Source organism: Myxococcales bacterium, assembly GCA_016712525.1.
GTDB lineage: Bacteria > Myxococcota_A > Polyangia > Polyangiales > Polyangiaceae > JAAFHV01.
Genome location: JADJQX010000008.1, coordinates 1,126,994 through 1,146,763, shown reverse-complemented (window position 1 = coordinate 1,146,763; position 19,770 = coordinate 1,126,994). Strand labels below are relative to the sequence as shown.

4 protein-coding genes are annotated in these 19,770 nt (G+C 70.7%); 2 read left to right on the top strand and 2 right to left on the bottom strand.

The annotated features are described in order from the left end of the window. Position 1: 1 nt before the first annotated feature. On the bottom strand, positions 2-1,477 hold the full coding sequence (locus tag IPK71_34445) for a DUF2314 domain-containing protein (protein MBK8218858.1): 1,476 nt from the start codon (positions 1,475-1,477) through the stop codon (positions 2-4). A 158-nt stretch (positions 1,478-1,635) separates the two neighbouring features. Here IPK71_34445 and gltB point away from each other — a divergent pair, with 158 nt between their 5' ends. Together gltB and IPK71_34435 are read left to right on the top strand one after the other, a co-directional pair. Further along, positions 1,636-6,168 (top strand): glutamate synthase large subunit, encoded by a 4,533-nt coding sequence (gene gltB / locus IPK71_34440; GenBank protein MBK8218857.1) that lies wholly within the window; start codon positions 1,636-1,638, stop codon positions 6,166-6,168. After that, complete coding sequence (locus IPK71_34435; protein MBK8218856.1) at positions 6,161-7,573, top strand: glutamate synthase subunit beta; 1,413 nt, start codon at positions 6,161-6,163, stop codon at positions 7,571-7,573. The genes gltB and IPK71_34435 overlap by 8 nt, the downstream gene beginning before the upstream one ends. Positions 7,574-7,611: 38 nt before the next feature. Here IPK71_34435 and IPK71_34430 read toward each other — a convergent pair whose 3' ends face one another. After that, positions 7,612-19,638 carry a tetratricopeptide repeat protein gene (locus IPK71_34430; GenBank protein ID MBK8218855.1) on the bottom strand — a complete coding sequence of 4,009 codons (12,027 nt, stop codon included), beginning with the start codon at positions 19,636-19,638 and terminating at the stop codon, positions 7,612-7,614. Positions 19,639-19,770: the final 132 nt, after the last annotated feature.

The window sequence follows — 19,770 nt, the reverse complement described above, 5'->3', positions numbered from 1 at the left end:
TTCAGCGCCCGCCGCGCTCCACGATCGGGATCGTCTCGCCGCCCTCTTTGTTCCCGTCGGGGAGCTCGAGCAGGTAGTCCGACACCTCGGCGAGCTTGCCCGACACCTCGGCCCCGGCGGTGAGCGTGCGGATGAACACGGGGCGGCTCGCGAGCTTGCCCTTGCACACCCCCTGGGCGTCGCACGAGTCGACGGTCATCCACATGACCTCGGTCTTCCCCTTCTCGCCGGGGACCGCGAACGGGACCCGGAGCGAGAGCTTCCCGCCCGACTTTTTGTGCTTCTCGGCGGCCGCGGGGGCGAGCTTCTTGGCGCGCGCCTCGGCCGCGAGCAACGCCGGATCGCTCGAGCCACGGCCGAGCACGCGAGCCTCGCCGTAGAGGGTCGCGAGGAGCGCCGCGTGCGCGTCCTCGTCGCCCTCGCCCGGGGCCTCGATGCGGTACACGTCGTTGTCGGGGTCGGCCGCCATGCGCTCCGAGAGCGAGAGCCGCACCTTGGCTTCTTTGGCCTTCTCCGGCGCGCGGGTGAGCTCCTCCGGCTTCTTTCGGGCCACCGCGGCGACGTCGGCCAACGACACCGTGACCTCGGGGCCACGCTCCCCGCGCGCGAGCTTGCTCGCGACCGCGTTCACGACGGCCGCGAGGCGCCCTCCGTCGCTCTCGTGGAACCCGCGCATCTCGAGATCGGGCATGCCGTAGCGGGACATTCCCAGCGTGAGCAGGCGGTACGGACCGGCGAGGTCGTCTTCGTCGAGCGGGTGGAGCTCGACCAAGAGCGACTCCGGCACGAAGAAGGGCGTACCGACCGGCACCTTCGGGAGGCGCTCGGCGAAGGACTGCGCCGTGTCGATCCTATGCGTCGCCTCGTCGTGGACGTAGCCGCGGAGCTCGCGCGCGGGGGCCGCCGTGAGGCCGAAGCTCGCGCGCAGCGGCATGTGATCGGGCCCGTCTTCTCCCTGCACGTGCACCACGAGGACCTGCTTGGCCTCGTAGAGCGACGCGCGCTCGCCCTCGGGAACCGTCCGCGCGACGGTCGGCATGGTCTCGCGCGGGGGCAAGATCCAGTCGGCCGCGGCCATCGTCTCGACCGTGGCCTTCGTGTCGGCCAAGAACTGCCGAACCTTGGCGCAGTCGCCCCCGCAGTCGGCGCTCGAGAGGGGCCATTTGTCCGGCGTCGCCTGCGCGAGCGCCGCGAGCTTCTCGGCCTGTACCTTGGGCGCTACGATGCCGAGCTCGATCGCCACCTCGTGCTCGTGTGGCAGAGGATCGAAGGTCGACTTCGCGCGGTCCTGTGAGGCGTCACGCGCGGCATCGGCTACGGACGCCTCGACGGGGGCGACGGCCGCGGGGGACGCATCGAGCGAGAGCGGCGCGACGTCGGGCGGAGGGGCGTCCTTCTTCGACAGCGCCCACACGACGACGGCCGCGATCCCGACGGCGCCGGCGGCGACGAGGGCCTTCTCTTTGAGCTCGGACATTCGCCAGCGAACGTATCCGAAGTTCTCTCGCCGTGCCCGCCCGCGCTCGGACGGGGGTTTGCGCGGCCCCGAGCTCTGAGGTATGCGTAACTCATTAAAGAGTTACTATTGGCGGCCCTTCTGGCACGGCGCGTTAAAGGCGTGTATAGCGAGTGAAAATGCCACAAAAAGAGCGTCTTGGCCTCTATGACCCGCGGGACGAGCACGACGCGTGCGGCCTCGGGTTCGTCGCCGACCTCGGGCGTCGCGCGAACCACGACGTGGTCGAGCGCGGCCTCCTCGTGCTCGCGCGCCTCGCGCACCGCGGGGCCTCGGGGGCCGATCCGCTCACGGGCGACGGCGCCGGCATCATGCTCGACGTGCCCCACGCGCACTTCGATCGCGAGCTCTCGCGCGAAGGCAAGGAGCTCCCTCTCCCGGGCGACTACGGCGTCGCTCAGATCTTCCTCTCGCGAGACGCCGATCGCCGCCGCGCCCAGATGCGCACGTTCGAGGCGGTGGTGCGGTACCACAACCAGAAGGTCATCGGCTGGCGCGACGTGCCCGTCGACGAGTCGAAGCTCGGTCCGCTCGCGCAGGGCTCGATGCCCGTCATGCGTCAGCTCTTCGTCGCCCGCATGTGCGAGTCGCACGTGTTCGAAGAGGTGCTCTTCCTCATCCGGAAGCGCGCCGGCAAAATGTGCTCGAAGGGCGGCTTCGGGGACGACGTCTACGTGCCGAGCTTCTCGTCGCGCACCATCGTCTACAAGGGCCTCATGCTGCCCGAGCTCCTCGGGGCGTTCTACGAGGACCTCGCCGAGGGAGAGACCGCGAGCCGCTTCGCCCTCGTGCACTCGCGCTTCAGCACGAACACCTTCCCCACGTGGGAGCGCGCGCACCCGTACCGCCGCATCGCCCACAACGGCGAGATCAACACGCTCCGCGGCAACCAGAGCTGGATGCGCGCGCGGGAAGCGCTGCTCGCGTCGGACACGTTCGGCGAGCACCTCGACGACTTCAAGCCCATCATCCGCGAGGGCGGGAGCGACTCGGCTTCGCTCGACAACGTGGTCGATTTCCTCGTCGCGAGCGGGCGCTCGATCCCGCACGTGATGATGATGCTCGTGCCCGAGGCCTACACGAAGGACGCCCGGATGGCGCCCGAGAAGCGGGCCTTCTACGAGTACCACGCCTCGCTCGTCGAGCCGTGGGACGGCCCCGCCGCGCTCGTCTTCACCGACGGTGTCCGCATCGGCGCCATGCTCGATCGCAACGGGCTCCGCCCCGCCAAATACGTCGTCACGAAGCAGGGCCTCGTGGTCCTGGCGAGCGAGCTCGGCGTGGCCGACATCGACGACGCCGACGTGGTCGAGAAGGGGCGCCTCCGCCCGGGGCACATGTTCCTCGTCGATCTCAAGGAGCGGCGCATCGTCCCCGACGACGAGATAAAGCGTGAGGTGTGCACTCGTCACCCGTACGCCGAGTGGCTCTCCGAGCACAAGTTGGAGCTCTCGCGGCTGCCGGACGTGGACGCGCCGACGCCCCTCGCGCCCGCCGAGCGCGACCGCCTCCTTCGGGTCTTCGGCTTCACGCGGGAGGACGTCCGCGTGCTCCTCGCGCCCATGGCGGAGAAGGGCGAGGAGCCCGTCGGCAGCATGGGGAACGACGGGGCCCTCGCCGTGCTGAGCGAGCGACCGGTGTCCTTCTTCCGGTATTTCAGGCAGCAGTTCGCGCAGGTCACGAACCCGCCCATCGACCCGATCCGCGAAGACCTCGTGATGTCGCTCGTGACGTCGCTCGGGGGGGAGGGCAACCTGCTCTCCGACACGCCGAACCAGTGCCGTCTCCTCGAGCTCCCTCACCCGATCCTCACCCCGTACGAGCTCCGAAAAATCCTCGAGAACCCTTACGCCGACTTTCGCGCCAAGCGGCTCTCCGCGCTCTTCTCCGCCGACGGTGACCCGGGCGCCGCGCTCGAAGAGGCGCTCTGGCGTCTCGAGGCCGAGGCGAGCCGGGCGGTCGACGAGGGGTTCGCGCTGCTCGTCGTGAGCGACGTCGGCGCCGACGCGAATACGGCCCCGGTGCCCGCGCTGCTCGCCACGGCCGCCGTGCACCACCACCTCGTCCGCGAGGGCAAGCGCGCGAAGGTGGGCATCGTCGTCGAGACGGGCGACGCACGCGAGGTGGCCGACGTCGCGTTGCTGGTCGGGTACGGCGCGGGCGCCGTGTGCCCGTACCTCGCCTTCGAGGTCGTCCGCGAGCTCTCCGCCACGAACGAGGTCGCCCTCCCGGCCGACAAGGCCCAGAAGAACCTCGTGAAGGCGTACGAGAAGGGGCTCTACAAGGTCCTCTCGAAGATGGGGATCTCGACGATCGCGTCGTACCAAGGCGCGCAGATCTTCGAGGCCCTCGGCGTGTCCCGCGAGGTGTGCGACCGCTGGCTCGTGCACACGAAGAGCCCGGTCTCGGGCATCGGCCTCTCCGAGATCGGCGAAGAGGTGCTCGCCCGTCATCGCGCCTCGGCCGGCCCCGCGCCGCTCGCCGCGGGGCACGACTCGTTCGCGGACCTCGACGTGGGTGGGGTGTACGCGTTCCGCAAGGGCGGCGAGCGTCACCTCTGGACGCCCACCTCGGTCGCGAGCCTCCAGCGCGCCGTGCGCCTCGACGACGCCCACTCGTACGCCGCCTACAGGGACGCGATAAACCATCCCGAGGCGCCCGTAACGCTTCGACACCTTTGGGATTTCAAGCGGTCCGATGCGCCTATTCCTATCGACGAGGTCGAGCCCGCGGCGTCGATCGTGCGGCGGTTCTCGACGGGCGCGATGTCGTTCGGGAGCATCTCGAAGGAGGCCCACGAGACGCTCGCCGTGGCCATGAACCGCATCGGCGGGAAGAGCAACACGGGCGAAGGTGGCGAAGACGAAGCGCGCTTTTTGCCCGAGGCGAACGGCGATCTCAAACGGAGCGCGATAAAGCAGGTGGCCTCGGGGCGCTTCGGCGTCACGAGCCACTACCTCGTGAACGCCGACGAGATTCAGATCAAGATGGCCCAGGGCGCCAAGCCCGGCGAAGGTGGGCAGCTCCCCGGCCACAAGGTCGACGCGGTCATCGCGCGCGTGCGCCACTCGACCCCTGGGGTGACGCTCATCTCGCCGCCGCCGCACCACGACATCTACTCGATCGAGGATCTCGCGCAGCTCATCTTCGATCTCAAGAACGTGAACCCGCGCGCGCGCATCAGCGTGAAGCTCGTGAGCGAGTCGGGGGTAGGCACGGTCGCGGCCGGCGTCGCCAAGGCCCACGCCGACTCGATCCTCATCGCGGGGCACGACGGGGGCACGGGAGCGAGCCCGCTCTCGTCGATTCAACACGCCGGAACTCCTTGGGAAATCGGTCTCGCCGAGGCTCAAGAGGTGCTCGTGATGAACGGCCTCCGCTCGCGGGTCGTCCTTCAGGCCGACGGGCAAATGAAGACGGGCCGCGACGTGGTCATGGCGGGGCTGCTCGGCGCCGAGGAGCTCGGGTTCGCGACCGCGCCGCTCGTCGCCTCGGGCTGCATCATGATGCGCAAGTGCCACCTCAACACGTGCCCGGTGGGGGTCGCCACGCAGGATCCCGTGCTGCGCGCGCGCTTCCAGGGCACGCCCGAGCACGTCGTGCGCTACTTCTTCTACGTCGCCGAGGAGGTCCGCGAGATCTTGGCGAGCCTCGGCGCGCGCACGTTCGACGAGATCGTCGGCCGGAAAGAGCTCCTCACCGTCCGCGAGACGTCGCACCCGAAGGCGAGGACGCTCGACTTCTCGCGGGTGCTCTCCCCTCGCGCCGAGGGGCAGGGCCTCCGCCACACGGAGGCGCAAGACCACGGGCTCTCGAACGTGCTCGACGTGAGGCTCCTCTCGCGTGCCGAGCGTGCCCTCACGCGCTCCGAGCCGGTGCTCATCCAGACGCGCATCAAGAACGCCGACCGCACCGTGGGCGCGATGCTCGGGGGCGAAATCTCGCGGCGACATGGGAAAGACGGCCTCCCGCGGGACACCGTCGTCGTCGCGGCGCACGGCACGGCGGGTCAGAGCTTCGGCGCGTTCGCCCCGAGCGGCCTCACGCTCTCCCTCGTGGGGGACGCGAACGACTACGTGGGCAAGGGCCTGTCGGGGGGTGTCATCGCGGTCGCGCCGCCCGCCGAGAGCCCGTTCGTCGCGAGCGACAACGTCATCGTCGGCAACACGGTGCTCTACGGTGCGACGTCCGGGGAGGCGTATTTCGCGGGCCGCGCGGGCGAGCGCTTCGCGGTGCGCAACAGCGGCGCGACGGCGGTGGTCGAGGGCGTGGGTGATCACGGGTGCGAGTACATGACCGGCGGCACCGTGCTCGTGCTCGGTACCTGCGGGCGAAACTTCGGCGCGGGCATGAGCGGCGGTCTCGCGTACGTGCTCGACGAGGACGGGCGGTTTCGGGAAATGTGCAATATGCAGATGATCGAGCTCGAGACGCTCACCGAAGAAGATCGCGCGCGGGTGCGAGCTCTCCTCGAGCGCCACGTCGAGCGCACGGACAGCGCGAAGGCGAAGGCCGTGCTCGAGGGGTTCTTCGGCATGGCGTCCAGGTTCGTGAAGGTCATGCCCACCGAGTACAAGCGCATCCTCGAGAAGAAGAAGGCCCAAGGCGACTCCCCCTCGCGGCGCAACCTCGAGGAGGTGGCCCGTGGCTGATCCCCGTGGATTTCTCGAGGTCCCGCGCGAAAAGGCGGTCGACGCGCCCGCCGCCGAGCGCACGCGGCACTACCACGAGTTCGTGGTGGAGCCCGGGCCCGAGGCGCTCCGCAAGCAGGCTTCGCGGTGCATGGACTGCGGCATTCCGTTCTGCCACGAGGGGTGCCCGCTCGGGAACGTCATCCCGGAGTTCAACGATCTCGTCTACCGGGGGAAGCTCGACGAAGGCGTGCGTGTCCTCTACGGCACGAACAACTTCCCCGAGGTCACGGGGCGGGTGTGCCCTGCGCCCTGCGAAGCCTCGTGCGTGCTGAACCTCACGAACGCGCCGGTCACCATCAAGGACATCGAGCGGAACCTCGCGCACCACGCGATGGAGCACCTCGAGCCCGTGGTCGCGCCGGTGCGCACGGGCAAATCGGTCGCGGTGATCGGCTCGGGCCCGGCGGGCCTCGCGTGCGCCCAAGAGCTCGCGCGCCGCGGCCACGACGTGACCGTGCTCGAACGCGACGACCGTATCGGTGGGCTCCTCCGGTACGGAATCCCCGACTTCAAGCTCGAGAAGGAGATCCTCGATCGTCGCGCTCGGCAGCTCGAGGCCGAGGGCGTCGTGTTTCGGACGGGCGTCGCGGTCGAGCCATCGACGCACGAAGCCCTGCTCGCCCCCTTCGACGCGGTCGTGCTCGCCATGGGCGCGCGCGTGCCGCGCGATCTCGACATTCCGGGCCGAGGGCTCCACGGCGTGCACTTCGCCATGGATTTTCTCGAGCGCCAGAACCGCGTGGTCGCGGGCGACGCCGTGCCCGACCTCATCTCGACGGCGGGCAAGTCGGTCGTGGTCATCGGCGGAGGCGACACGGGGTCCGACTGCGTCGGCACGTCGAACCGTCAGGGGGCGTCGGCCGTCGTGCAGCTCGAGCTCATGCCCAAGCCACCGCTCGTCCGCGCACGCGAGAACCCCTGGCCCGAGTGGCCGCTCGTATTGCGCACCTCGTCGTCGCACGAAGAGGGTTGCGCGAGGGACTTCGGCGTCCGCACCAAGGCCTTCCTGGGTGACGAGGCGGGCAACGTTCGCGCCTTGCTCGTCGAGCGCGTCGCGCTCCGCGGAGGGAGCCTCGTCGCCGAGGCCGGGAGCGACCTCGAGATCCCGGCCGAGCGCGTGTTCCTCGCGATGGGCTTCACGGGGCCCGAGCCCGCCCTCCTCGACGCGCTCGGCGTCGCCAAGGATGCCCGCGGCAACGCCCAGAGCGACGCGCAGGGGCGCACGTCACGGACCGGGTTCTTCGCCGCGGGCGACGTGTCCCGAGGGCAGTCGCTCGTCGTGTGGGCCATCGCGGATGGTCGTCGCGTGGCGCGCGGCGTGGACGCGTTCCTCCGCGCGAGCCTCTCGGCCCGGGTCGCGTGAACGGGGCCCGGTGCTCCGGGCCCATCTGTTCGAAATGATTAAGAAAGTTGATCGAGCAGGGCTCGCGCGCTCTCGAGGTTCGGGTCCTCGTCGAGCGCACGTTTGAGGTAGCCCACGGCCCGCCGTACGTCTCCCTGGGCCTGCGCGATCTCTCCCAGGTGCTGGTAGGCGAGCGAGCGGGGGAGGGGAGCCTGGGTCTTTAGCATCGTGATCGCGCGGAGCGCGCGGTTCGCGATGTCCCACTCGCCGAGCTCCATGGACAAGTACGAGAGCTCCGACGCGACGTGGCCGTTCTGGGCGTCGATGTCGAGCGCGGTCGTGAGGTGTTGGAGCTCGGCGGTGCGGTTGTCCGTGGCCTGAGCCACGCGGGCGAGGCGATGGTAGAGGGTCGAGAGCTCGCGGCTCCGCCGGCCCTTATGCGCCGAGACGGCCGCGACGAGCACGTCGCTCGCTTCTTGGTACCTTCCCCCGGCCGTGTAGGCGTCGGCGAGGAGCGCCACGCAGTCGAGGTCGTTCGGGCGCAGGGTCTTCGCCTCTTCGAGCGGACCTATCGCGAGGTCGGGGTCTTGGGCGTGCTGAACGAGGAGCGAGCCTGCGCGAATGAGCGCCGAGAAACGCCCAGCGACGTCCATCGCGGCGCGCGCATCCTCGAGGTAGAGCTCGGCGAGCTCTCGTAGCGCGAACGTCTCTTGGTAGATCCGCTCGAGGACGCCACGGAGGGCCTCGTTCTGCGGCTCGGCGACTCGCGCCCGCTCGAGGCCACCGCGCGCGTCGGCTAGCCTCCCGGCGCGCTCGCACGCGTTGGCGAGGCGGAGCGCCACGTCGACGATCGCGTCTCCCTCTTCGAGCGCGACGAGCCTGCGGTAGGTCGCGCTCGCGGCGTCCCATCGTTCGAGCTGCTCTTCCATGCGGGCGAGCGTGCGCATCGCGTCGCGGTCACGGCCGTCGGACTTGATGAGCTCCGTGAGGATCGCGCGAGCCTCTTCGGACTGACCCGCCTCGTGTCTCAGCTCGGCGAGGCGCTTTCGGTGCTTCCGCCACGTCTTGGTGTCGCCGGCGCCCGCGGCCTTCGTCGCGATACGGACGAGATGCTGAGAGAGCGGCTCGACGACCATGACGTCACCCGCGAGGAGGGCCTCTTCCCAGTCCGAGAGCGCCTCCTCGTCGCGCCCGAGCGCCGCGAGCATGGCGGCACGCTCGGAGAAGAGGCTGCCCCGCTCGGGGTTGTCTCGAGGCAGGGTGCCGAGCGCGCGGCCGAGCTCGTCGGCGGCGCTCGCCATGTCACCGGAGGCGACGAGCAGCTCGGTGAGCTCACGCACGACCACGAGGTCGTCCGGGGCCGACGTGAGCGCGTCCCGCATGACCCGTGCGCCTGCGTCCGGCCTCCGGAGCTCGTCACGGTAGACGGCCGCCGCGAGCCTAAGCACGGCGACCTTTCGCTCGGCGCTCGTCTGCGCGCCGGCCTCGATCTCGTACATGTTCGCGAGCTTCTCCCACGCGTGGGTCTCGCGGTAGCTCGTCTCGAGCTCGGTTCGCAGCTTGTGGCTCTGCGGATAGGCGGCGAAGCCACGCTCGAAGGCCGCACGCGCTCGCTCCGAGTCCTCGAGCTCCTTGAAGAGCCCTCCGACCTCGAGGGCGAGTCGCTCGGCCTCGCGATCGGTCGCGCTATGGAGCACCCTCTCGAGCGCCTCGGCCTGCTCCCGGGTGTCGCCGCTGGCCGCGCAGAGCCGCGCGAGCGCCTCGAGTACGTCACGGTCGTCCGGCTTGAAATCGAGCATGCGGCGGTAGACGTCTTTGGCTCCTTCGGGCGAGCGAGCCTCGAGGAGCGCGCCGAGGCGCTTCGAGAGCGAGACGATCGCTCCCTCGTCCTCGCGGTCGCGCGCCGCCTCGAGCTGGCTCGACAGAAGCTCGACGAGCTCGTCTTCGCGGCCGTTCCGCTCGAGGATGCTGCCGAGCAAAATGGCCGCGTTGGCTTGGCTCGGGTCGTCGTCGAGGATCTCCTTGAGCTGAGTGGCCGCCTCGTCACCGACGCCGAGCTTCTCGAGCCCGATCTCGACGCGACGGAGTCGGAGGCGCGAGCGCTCGGCGCGGTCGTCGACGAACTCGACGATCTGTCCGAGGAGCTGCGACATCTTCTCGTATTCGCCCATGCGCTCGTAGACGTCGAGCAAGGGCCCCCAGAACGTGCGCTCGGCCGGGTCTTGGTAGCGAAGCTCTTCGTAGGTCTGCGCGGCGAGCGGGAGGTCTCCGAGCTCCCCCGTCGCCAGCCGTGCGACCTCGAGGTAGAGGGCGCGCGCCTCGTCGCCGGAGCTCGCCTCCGCGGCCTCCTTCTTGAGGAGCACGGCCTCGCTAAAGTCCCGTTTCTCTTCACGAATCGACGAGAGCTCGAGCAGCGCCCACGAGCGATCCTCGGCCCCGATGTCGCGCTCGAGCAGGCGCCGCAGCCAGAACTCGGCGAGGTCGGCGTCGGGTAGGCTCCGCGCCGTGTCGATCGCTTCGCGCGCGATGTAGACCTCGGTGGGCGCCGTGGCCCAGCGACGCGTGAGGGCGTCGACGAGCGCGCGTGGGTAGCCCTGCCGGCCGATACGCTCGTAGAGGGCGAGCACCCGCTCCTCGGTGGGGTGGGCCTCGGCAGCCTGACGGAGGATCGACTCGGCCCGGTCGAGGATCGGCTCCCGCTCGAGGGCCTCCTCGAGGGCGTCGCACGCGTCGTCCACCGTGACCTTCGATTTGTACCGAAGCTGCGCGAGGCGATAGAGCGCGTCGCTCGACTCTTTCCCGAGCGAGATGCGCGCCGCGAGGGTTCGTGCTTGACCGGCGTCGTCGCCGAGGCGCTCGTAGATCACGTCGAGGGCCTCGAGGGTCTCGTTCGACGTCGGCTCGATCTCGATGGCCCTCTCGTACGCCGCGACCGCGGCCCGGACGTCGCCCCCGAAACGGAGCAAGGTCGCCCCGAGCCGCTGATGCAGCTCGCTCGCGAGCTTGGCGGGCTTCTCCGTGGTGCGGCAGAGCGCGCGGAGCTCCTCGACGTACCGAGAGACGAGGCCGAGCCGTTCTGCGAGCGACAGGCAGGCCTCGTGCGCCATCGTCGAGCCCGGGCGGAGCCGAAGGGCGTCGAGCCACGCGTCGAGCGCGGCTTCCGGTGTGGCGAGGTGCTCGTCGAGCGTCCTCGCGAGCTCCACCGTCGCGTCGAAGTCGCGCTCCTCGGCGCCCTTGCTGCGCTGGAGGCGCTGGGAGAGGGCCCGGGCGAGCCCCGAGAAGCTCCCTCGGTCGCGGAGCGCGCGTTCGAGGCGTCGGCTCTCGGCGTCGCTCTCGGCGGCGACCTCGAGGGCCGACTCGAAAAGCTCCGTGGCCCGCTCGTGTTGCTCCTGGCGCTCCGCGACGCCGGCGAGCTCGAGCAGCACCTCCGCGCGTGTCACACCCGAGGCGAGGGGGTCGTCCTGACGGCGGAGCACGGTGAGCAACGCGCGGTACGAGCGCTCGGCGCGATCGAGCTGGCCATCGTCTCGGGAGAGCTCGGCCAAGGTCTTCAAGATCTCGGGGTTGGCGGGATCGATTCGGGTGGCGGCGTCGAGCTCGACGAGCGCCCGCGGCCGATCTCCGACGACGAGGTCGAGCCGCGCCAGGTGGTAGTGGACCGGGGCGCGCTCCTTGGGCCGGCGCCCTGCGAAGTCGTCGATGATCGTTCGAAGCATGGTCCGGGCCTCGTCGATCCGGCCGCTGAGACCCAGCGCATCCGCGAGCGAGAGGCGGATGGCGCGCTCGTCGGGCGCGAGATCGCACGCCATCTCGAGGAGCGGGATGGCGCGCGCCGGCTCTCGCACCTCGGTCGCGTAGAGCGCCGAAGCCTCTCGGAGCCGTGCGAGCCGTGTCGCCTTGTCCGGGGCGTACTGCGCGCCCACGGTGAGCGTCCGGGCGAGGCTCGCGTGGTCCTCCCGATCGCGGTGGAGCCCGATGAGCCTCACGCGGAGCGGCTCGGACTCGGGTCGCGCCGAGACCTCCTCTTCCAGCCGCTCCACGGCGACGTCGGCGCGGCCGGCCTTCTCGAGGGCTGCGACCATTCGAAGGACGACGTCGGTGCGCTCGCGTTCGGGCACCACGTGGCGAAGTCGCTCCAGGTACTCGCCAGCTTCGGCGTGCTCCGCGGCGTCGCCGGAGAGGCGCGCGAGCACGTCGAGCGCGCTCGCACGGGGCTCGAGGGCGACGACCCGCCTGAGGTGGCTCATCGCCAGATCCGGCCGAGAGAGGCGCTCCCTCGCGACCGTCGCTGCCCGTTCGAAGAGGTCGGCGGCGTCGAGCACGTCGACGTCGGCTTCCGCGGCCTCGGCTTGCTTCGCGTAGAGCGCCTCGAGCTCGCGGTACTTCTTCTGGGACTCGAGGGAGGCGACGAGGGCCGCGATCGTCTCGGCGTGTCGCGGCGACTCCGAGAGGTTCTCGAGCAACGTCTCCGTCGCCTTCGCGGCCTCGCCGAGCTCGGTCTCGATGCGCGCCGTCTCGATCCGGAGCGCGAGGCGCGCGGTGGTGCCTCCCGCCGCGGCGACGCGGCGCTTCGCGAGGGAGAGGCGGTCGTGGGTGCGTCCCTCGCGCTCGAAGATGGCGACGAGCGCGCGCACCGCGGCCTCGTCGTGCGGGTCCTCGGTGAAGAGCGCGTCGTAGAGGGCCACGGCCTTCGCCGAATTCTTCAGTTCTTCCGAGTAGATGGCTGCTGCATTGTGCCGGAGGCCGCGTTGCTCTGCGCGTGGGAACGGGAGCGTCGCCGCGTCGAGCATCATCTCGGCGACCCGGTCGAGCTCGCCCTCGGCGCGGTGGATGTCGGCGAGGTCCGCGATCGCACGTCGCACGTAGCCGGCGGGCTCGGCGGGCATGCCCGAAGAGACCGAGGTGTCCGCCTCTTCCCCGATCCACCGATCGGTCGAGAGCTTGAGGAGCTTGTTCAGGATGCTCTTGGCGAGCGCGCGATCGGCGACGTTGTTCTTCGCGACGTCGGCCGCCTCGCGGAGCAGGTCGAGATCTCCGCCCGTGGCGTCGGAGAGGCGCAGGAGGCTCTCGACGAGCGGCCTACCCTTCTCGCGCCGCTGGAGCTGCGTCAGCTCGAGCAGCAAGGCAGCGTCGTCGCGGTCGTGCGAGAGCGCGCGCAAATAGGCCGTTTCGGCCGACTCGGCGTCGCCGCGGCGTTCGAGGTGCCACCTCGCCACGAGGGTCTCGAGATCCCGCGCGATGCGCCCCTCCTCGTGTCGATCGGCGAGGCACGCGGCCAGCGCGAACGTCGCCGCGTCCCACGCTCCGCTCGAGCTCGCGGCCTCCTCGAAGGTAGACTCGAGCACCGAGACGACCTCGCCGCGTGCTCGGCATGCGTCGACGAACGCGCGCGAGGCCGCGTCCCAGCGCATGGTCTTGCCGCCCGTCCGGATCGTGGCGCGGGCTGCCTGGAGATCGCTAGGGTCGTCGGCCGCGACGCGCGAGAACGCCGAGAGGGCCGCGCGCGGGTCGTCGAGGCGCCCCTCGAGGACTTCGCCCATGCGGAAACGAAGGCCGGAGAGCCACGGTGGGTCGGCGTCGATGCTCTCTTTGGCGTCGATCGCCTCGCGCTGCGCGTCGGCGACCGAGCGCCAGCTCTTCGTGAGCTCGGCCAATCGGAAGAGCTCGGCCTCCGAGTCCGCGCGGCCCGGGTCGAGGAGGAACGCGCGCCGAACGAGGGAGAACGCCGCCTCGCGGTCGTCCCCGCGCTTCTCCGAGATCGACGCCGCCTCGTGGAAGATCGCGATGCGCGCCGTGCCGTCCTTGGCGGTGGCGATGCGGTGCTCGGTCAGCTCGAGGATGGCTCGCCACTCGTCGGTCGTGACGTGCGCCGCGAGCAGCACGCGCACGGCCTCGGCGCGGAGCTCCGGCCTCCGGAGGAGCGCACGAAGCCCTGCTCGAGACCCTTCGTTGCGCGGGTCTCGCGCGAGCGCGGCCTCGTACGACTGGATGGCCGTCGGGCCGGTCTCGAGGTACTCGCGGGCCACGTCGCCGAGCTCGCAGAGGTACGCCGCCGAGACCTCGTTCGAGCCGGGGCGCTCCGCCGCACGCTCGAGCAGCGACGCGAGCTTCTCCCATTGGCGCGACGCACGGTAGAGCGAGAGGCGCGCGCGGACGTTCTCGTCCGACTCTCCGAACTCCCGCTCCTCCTCGTCCCAAGCGGCGATGGCCTCTTCGACCTCGCCGAGCGTCTCGCCCAGGATATCGGCGATGCGGACCCGATCGGCGCGCCGTGCCTCTCTCGGTCGCCCCTCGAGCTTGGCGCGCGCGCGCAGCACACCGACGAGCTCCTTGCCTCGCTTGGTACGCTCGAAGAGCCCGACGAGCCCGTCGACCGCCTCGGCGTCGGTCGGGTCGATGTCGCGGCACGACTCCCACGCCCAAATGGCCCGATCGAGCTCGAACAGCTCGGTCGCTAGCCTCGCGGCCTTCGCGAGCACGGCGAAGCGGACCTCGGGATCTTGTTCGAGGCTCGCCTGGCGCTCGAGCACGTCGAGGTGCTCGGGGGCGCGCCTCGCCTTCTCGAGGAGCGGCTCCGTGCAGCGGCACGCCGCGAGCACCACCTCGTCTTGGGCGTTCGGCCCGAGCAGCACGCGCGAGAAGAGCTCGATCGCACGCTCGTCGTCGTGAAGGGGCCCCGCGGCGACCTTGCCCGCGTGGAGGCACAGCTCGGCGCGGAGCGCGTCGTCGTCGGCCTTGTCCGCCGCAGCCACCAGCACGTCGGCGAGGCGTGGGTATGCCGAGACCTTCCCCGCCAGCTCTTCGAGGCGATCTCGGTGCTCTTTCACGTGGGGCTCGAGGAGCACGAGCTGCACCACGTGCTCGAGCGCGTCGCCCGTGCCGCCCAGCGTCTCGTGGAGGACGGCGATCTGCTCGTGGCGTCGCGCGCGATCCTTCGCGCTCTTCACGGCCTCGAGCTCCACCTCGAGCACCCGCACGAGGTCGGCCTCGCGCCCCCCGTTCGTGTACCTCTCCTTCAGGATGGCCGCGGCGCGTTGCCTCGTCTGCGCACGCTTTCCGCTCTGCGGTCGCGTCGACTTGCCCTCTTCGCGGGTCTCGGGCGCGTGGGCCGTCGCGTCGAGGACTCGCTCGAGCAGCGACTCCACGTCCCTCCGTGGGCCTACTGTAGGCTCTTGTGCGATGAGCTCCTCGACCGTGGCGATCGCGGCCGGGGCGTCCTTGAGCTCGTCGATGAGGATCTTGGCGATGCGCGCGCGTGTATCTTGGGCGTCGCGCGGGGGCTGCCCGGGGATTTGGCCGGCGTAGAGCGCGACGAGCTCGCGGAAGCGCCCGGTGCGCTCGTAGAGTCGCTCGAGCGCGGCCTCGATGCGGTGGGTGCCCGGCCGGAGCTGCCGGAGCTGTTCGAGGTACTCGATGGCCTTGATCGCGTCGCTCGCGAAGTCCTTCGCGATCTGCGCGGCCTCGTCCAAGAGCTCGACCTTCTTGTCGGTCGGGGCCGCGATGATGGCCCTGTCGAAGAGACCGAAGAGATCGGTCCAGCGCTCTTCCGCGTCGAAGAGGAGCTTCAGGCGATCGAAGGCCCAGGGCTCGTTCGGGTCGGTCTCGAGGATGCGCTCGAGCACGCGCGCGCTCCGGTTCGAGTCGTCGTACCACTCTTCGAAGAACGACACGGCTCGCTTCCCGAGCTCGACGGCGTCCTCGCGCGAGAGGGACCCGTCGAGCGTCGACTCGTAGAGCTCCGCGACCGGTCCCGGGGTCTCGAGCTCACGCGACAGCGCTTCGGCGCGATCCCAGAGGGTGTGGCTCGTCGGTAGCCGTGAAGCGGCGCGCAGCACGGCCGCGAGCGCGTCGCCCTTCTGGCCTCGCTCGTCGTGGAGCTGCGCGATGTCGCCGTACCATCGGAAGAGGGACGAGTGCTCCTCGCCGACGTCGTCGGCGCTCGTGATGAGCTCGTTCAAGATGGCGATCTTGGCGTCGGAGTCCTCCGCGGCCTCGAGGGCCTTCTCGAACGCGTCGATCGCCCGGGCTCGGACCGCTGGCGAGCGCAGGAGACGAGCCCCGAGCGCGAGGGCGCGGGCGTCCCCGGGGCTGCTCTCGAGCACGGCGGCGACCGACGTGAGCGCCTCGGAGAGCCGCGTGGTGCGCGAGAGGAGGAGCTCTCCGATCTCCAGATCGAGCTGGTTCCTCGCGTCGCCGTTCGAGCGGTCACGACGTGCCGAGAGCGCGTCGACCGCAGCTTCGACGTCACCCACGGCGAGGGCGAGGCGGGCCGCACCCTCGAGGGCGTGGAGGTCCTCCGGATCGAGCTCGAGGACGCGGCGGTAGAGGAGGAGCGCACGCCCCGGGTCGGTGAGGATCTTCTCCTCGGCCTCGGCCCATTTGACGAGCAGCGGGATGCGCTCTTCTGCCGTGGCGCGCTCGACGCGGAAGGTCCAGAGCCACCGGAGGTCGGTGTGCCGTGTGTCGCCGCCGTCTCCGCTCCCGTCGGCGACCGTGGTCGGCGCGACGGACGAGAGCACGAGCTCCTCGAGCTCGCTCGCGGCCACGGTCGCGCGGGTGTCGTCCGTCCCGGCGGACCTTAGGACGCTGCGGTAGGCGAGCGCCGCCTCTTCGTAGCGCTCGGGGTCCCGTCCGAGGAGGCGCGCCTTCGCGAGCACGAGGTCGAGCCGGTAGCCGCCGTCTCGGCCGTCGAGGCTCTCGGTGAGCTTCTCGTCGAGGGCCTCGCAGAATCGGTCGATCTGCCCCGTGCGGCCCGCGAGCTCCCCGAAGACGGCGAGCACCGTGCGATCCTCGGGCGCGAGGGTGAAGGCCTCGGCGACCGCGTCGAGGGCCTTCGTGTGATCCCCCAGGTTCTGGGAGAGCACGCGCCCCTTCTTGAGCATGAGGGCGACCCGAGCGCGCGGATCGGGCTCGGCCGCGAGGAGGACGTCGATGAGCGCGGGTAACCTTTCGAAATTGCTCGACTCTTCGGCGATTTCGGCGAGCTCGGCGGCTGCCCCTGCGTCGTTCGGGAAGAGCGCCAGGACGGCGTCGTAGAGGCGCGCGGCGTCGTCGTGCTCGCCGAGCGCTTTCGCGAGATCGGCGGCCGCGCGGAGGCGTTCGCGTGCTTCGTCGGGCGCGCTCTTCCTCTCGAGCGCGAGCGTCCCGAGCCGCTCCAGCAGGCGCACGTGCTCGCGGACGTCGGGGGTCTCTCGGAGGCGACGTTCGAGCACGGCCTCGGCGAGGGTCACGTCCCCGAGCGCCGTGGCGACCCGCTCGACCGTGTCGAGCTCGGCCCCCGAGAGGGCCGCGTCGGCCAGCAGGATCTCGACGTGCCCGCGGGCGCGGTCCGGCTCTCCGTGGGCGGAGGCGACCTCGGCGAGCTGCGCGCGGAGGCGCCTCGACTCTTCGGGGCTCACGACCTCGAGGCTCCCGTCGAGCACGTCGCATAGCTCGGCCCACTGCGCCGTCTCTCCGTAGAGGGACACGAGCGCGGCGAAGGCCTCGCGGTCCTGCACGTCGTCCCGGAGGGCGGCGCGGTAGGCCAAAATGGCGGCCTGCGGGTTGTGGAGCTCGTAGCGCTCGATCGAGCCGATGCCGTGGAGGAGCTGCCTCCGGCGCTCTCGATCCTGCGTGCCCTGTTCCAGCGCCGCGCGGTAGAGCGCGACGCGCTCCTCGGCGTTCCCCTGCTCCTTCAAGAGCTCGTCCACGCGCGACATGAGATCTTCGGCCGACGGGTCGTACGCGAGCGCTCGTTTGTACACCGAGAGGGCGTTCGCGACGTCCCCGGCGAGGGCCAGCGCGTCGCCGGCTCGGCGCGCGAGGGCCAGCATGCCCGCGTCGGCGATCTCGAGATCTCCGAGTGCGCGCGCGAAGAGAGAGGCCCGCCTCTTTGCGTCGAGCCCGGTCGAGAGCCGCTCCACGCGCTCGAGCCACGGAGACACGTCGCGCCTCTCGTGGGCCGCCTCGAAGAGGCCTCGGCTCGACGTCTCGAGCGCGCGATCGGGAGACACCTCTTCGGCCACCCGCGACGCCTCGAGCAGGAGCCCGAGCCGCGCCTCGGTGCCCTCCGCGTCCTCCACCCGGACCTCGAGGACCCGCAAGATACCCGCCGTGTTGCGCTCGTTGCGGTACACGGGCTCGAGCACCTCGGCGGCCCTCGCGCGGTGCGGCTTGCTCGAGAGGAGCTTCTCCAGCGTCCCCCGCGTCTGAGGCTCTTGGGGATCGAACTCGAGCACGCGCGAGAACGTGTCGAACGCCTGGGGCTCGTCCGACAGCTTCGTGAGGTACACGTGCCCGAGCCGCGCCAGGATCGCCGCGCGCTCCGCCTCGGGGGCGATGTCGGCGTCGGCGGCGAGCACCTCCGCGAGGCCGGCGTAGTCGCGGAGGGTCTCGAGGAGCGGAATCCATGCAAGATGCACGTTTCGCGTCGCTCCGTAGCGGTCGGCGATGCCCTTCCACGCGGCGGCCGCGCGGGCCGCGTCGTCCGTGCGGGTCGTGAGGATCTCGGCGGCTCGGAAGGCGAGCTGCCTCGCTTCGGAGCGTGACGAGGTCTCCTTCTCTCGCTCGAGCAAGATGCCCGCGAGCTCCACGTGGTTGCCGGCCCGCTCGTGCAGGAGCTCGAGCTCCGTGAGCGCCTTCGCGCGGGCCTTGGAGTCGACGAGGCGCGTGTAGGCGACGATCGCTCGGGCGTCGTCGCCTCGGGAGAGCGCGATCTCGGCGAGCTTCTCGTTGGCGGCCGCGCGGAGATCGGGATCGGGATCGAGCTCGCCGAGCTTGTCGAGGACCTCGATGAGGGCCTTCGTGTCTCCCTCGGCCCCGAAGATGTCGACGAGCTCCCTCGCCGCCCGCACGATCGCGGCGTCGTCGGCTTGGGGCATGGCGAGCACGCTCACGAAGGTGGCGCGCGCGCGGCGCATGTCTCCGCCGACCCTTAGGAGCGCCCCCGACTCGGCCGCGATCCGCGAGCGAATCCCCGGCTCTTTCGCGGCGCTCGACACGCGCGTGAGGCTCCTCGCGGCGTCGAGCGGGTTCTCGAGCGCGACCGCGAGCTCGACGTAGCGCGCTCGGAGGTCGTCGTCGGTCGGGTCGATCGCGAGGGCGGCGTCGAAGGCCTCGAAGGCGAGGGCCGGCTGCGCGAGCGCGTCTTGCCGGAGCACACCGAGGCGCTTCAGGACGCCGAAGCGCTTCGCGCCTCGCGTGTGCTCGAGCTCGATGCCCAGGAATTTCTCCATCTCCGCGAGATCGCCCGTCGCGAACGCCGCGCGCGAGAGCGCCGACGCAGCCCTCGCCGCGTGGGTCTTGTTCACGAGGAGCTTCGCCGCCACCCGCTTCGCGTCGTCGTGGGCGGGGTGGAGCTCGAGCACCGCCTCCGCGTGGGGGAGCGCGCGCTCGGGCTCCTGCAGGTGGTTCGTGTAGAGGTCGATGAGGCGGAGGCGAATCGCGTCGACCTCGTCCGGGGGCGGGGGAGTGGCCGCCGAGAGCGCCGCCTCGAGGAGCTTCGTCACGTCCCGGTGACGGTTGCCTCGGACGTAGCGGCCCTCGAGGGCGTGGCGCGCGTCCGAGTCGTTCGGGGAGAGCTTCAGGATCTGCTGAAGGGCCTCGATGCCGCGGTCCTCTTGGCCTCCCAGCGGCTCGTACAGGGTCGCGGCTCGCCTTAAAAGATCAATTTTATCGGACACTTCGACGCGATAGTGGACCTGCGCGAGGCACAGGTCGGCGAGCTTCTTGGCGTCGCCGGCCTTCGTGAGGAGAAAGTCGAGGCGGTCGAACGCGGGGGCGAACGCGGGGGCGGTGGCGAGGGCACGTTCGAGGTACCCGATCGCGCCGAGCTCGTCCCCGAGGCTCTCGTGGAAGAAGTCGGCTGCGTGGGACAAAAACTCGGCCGCGACGGCGTTCGCGACGCTCTTCAGCCGCTTGCCCTGCATGACGATCTCGAACGCGAACGCCAGCTCCGAGACCCGATCGTCCCGGAGGGCAGCCTCGTTCAGCGCGCGCCACGACTCGGGAGGGAGCTCGCCCCGCGAGAGGGCGAGGAGCATTTGGTCGAGGAGGGCCTCCTCGTCGACGAGGGGGGAGCTCAGCTGCGCGAGAAAATCGGTCGCCATGGTGTTCCGTGCAGGCCTGCGTGCGAGGGGGCTACAGGTTATCCGTTCCCGCGCGGAGACGGGGAAATGCGGAACGGTTTCGCGCGCTCCGCGGCCCGCCGGGTCGAACCCCGTTTTCCTTGACGCACGCCC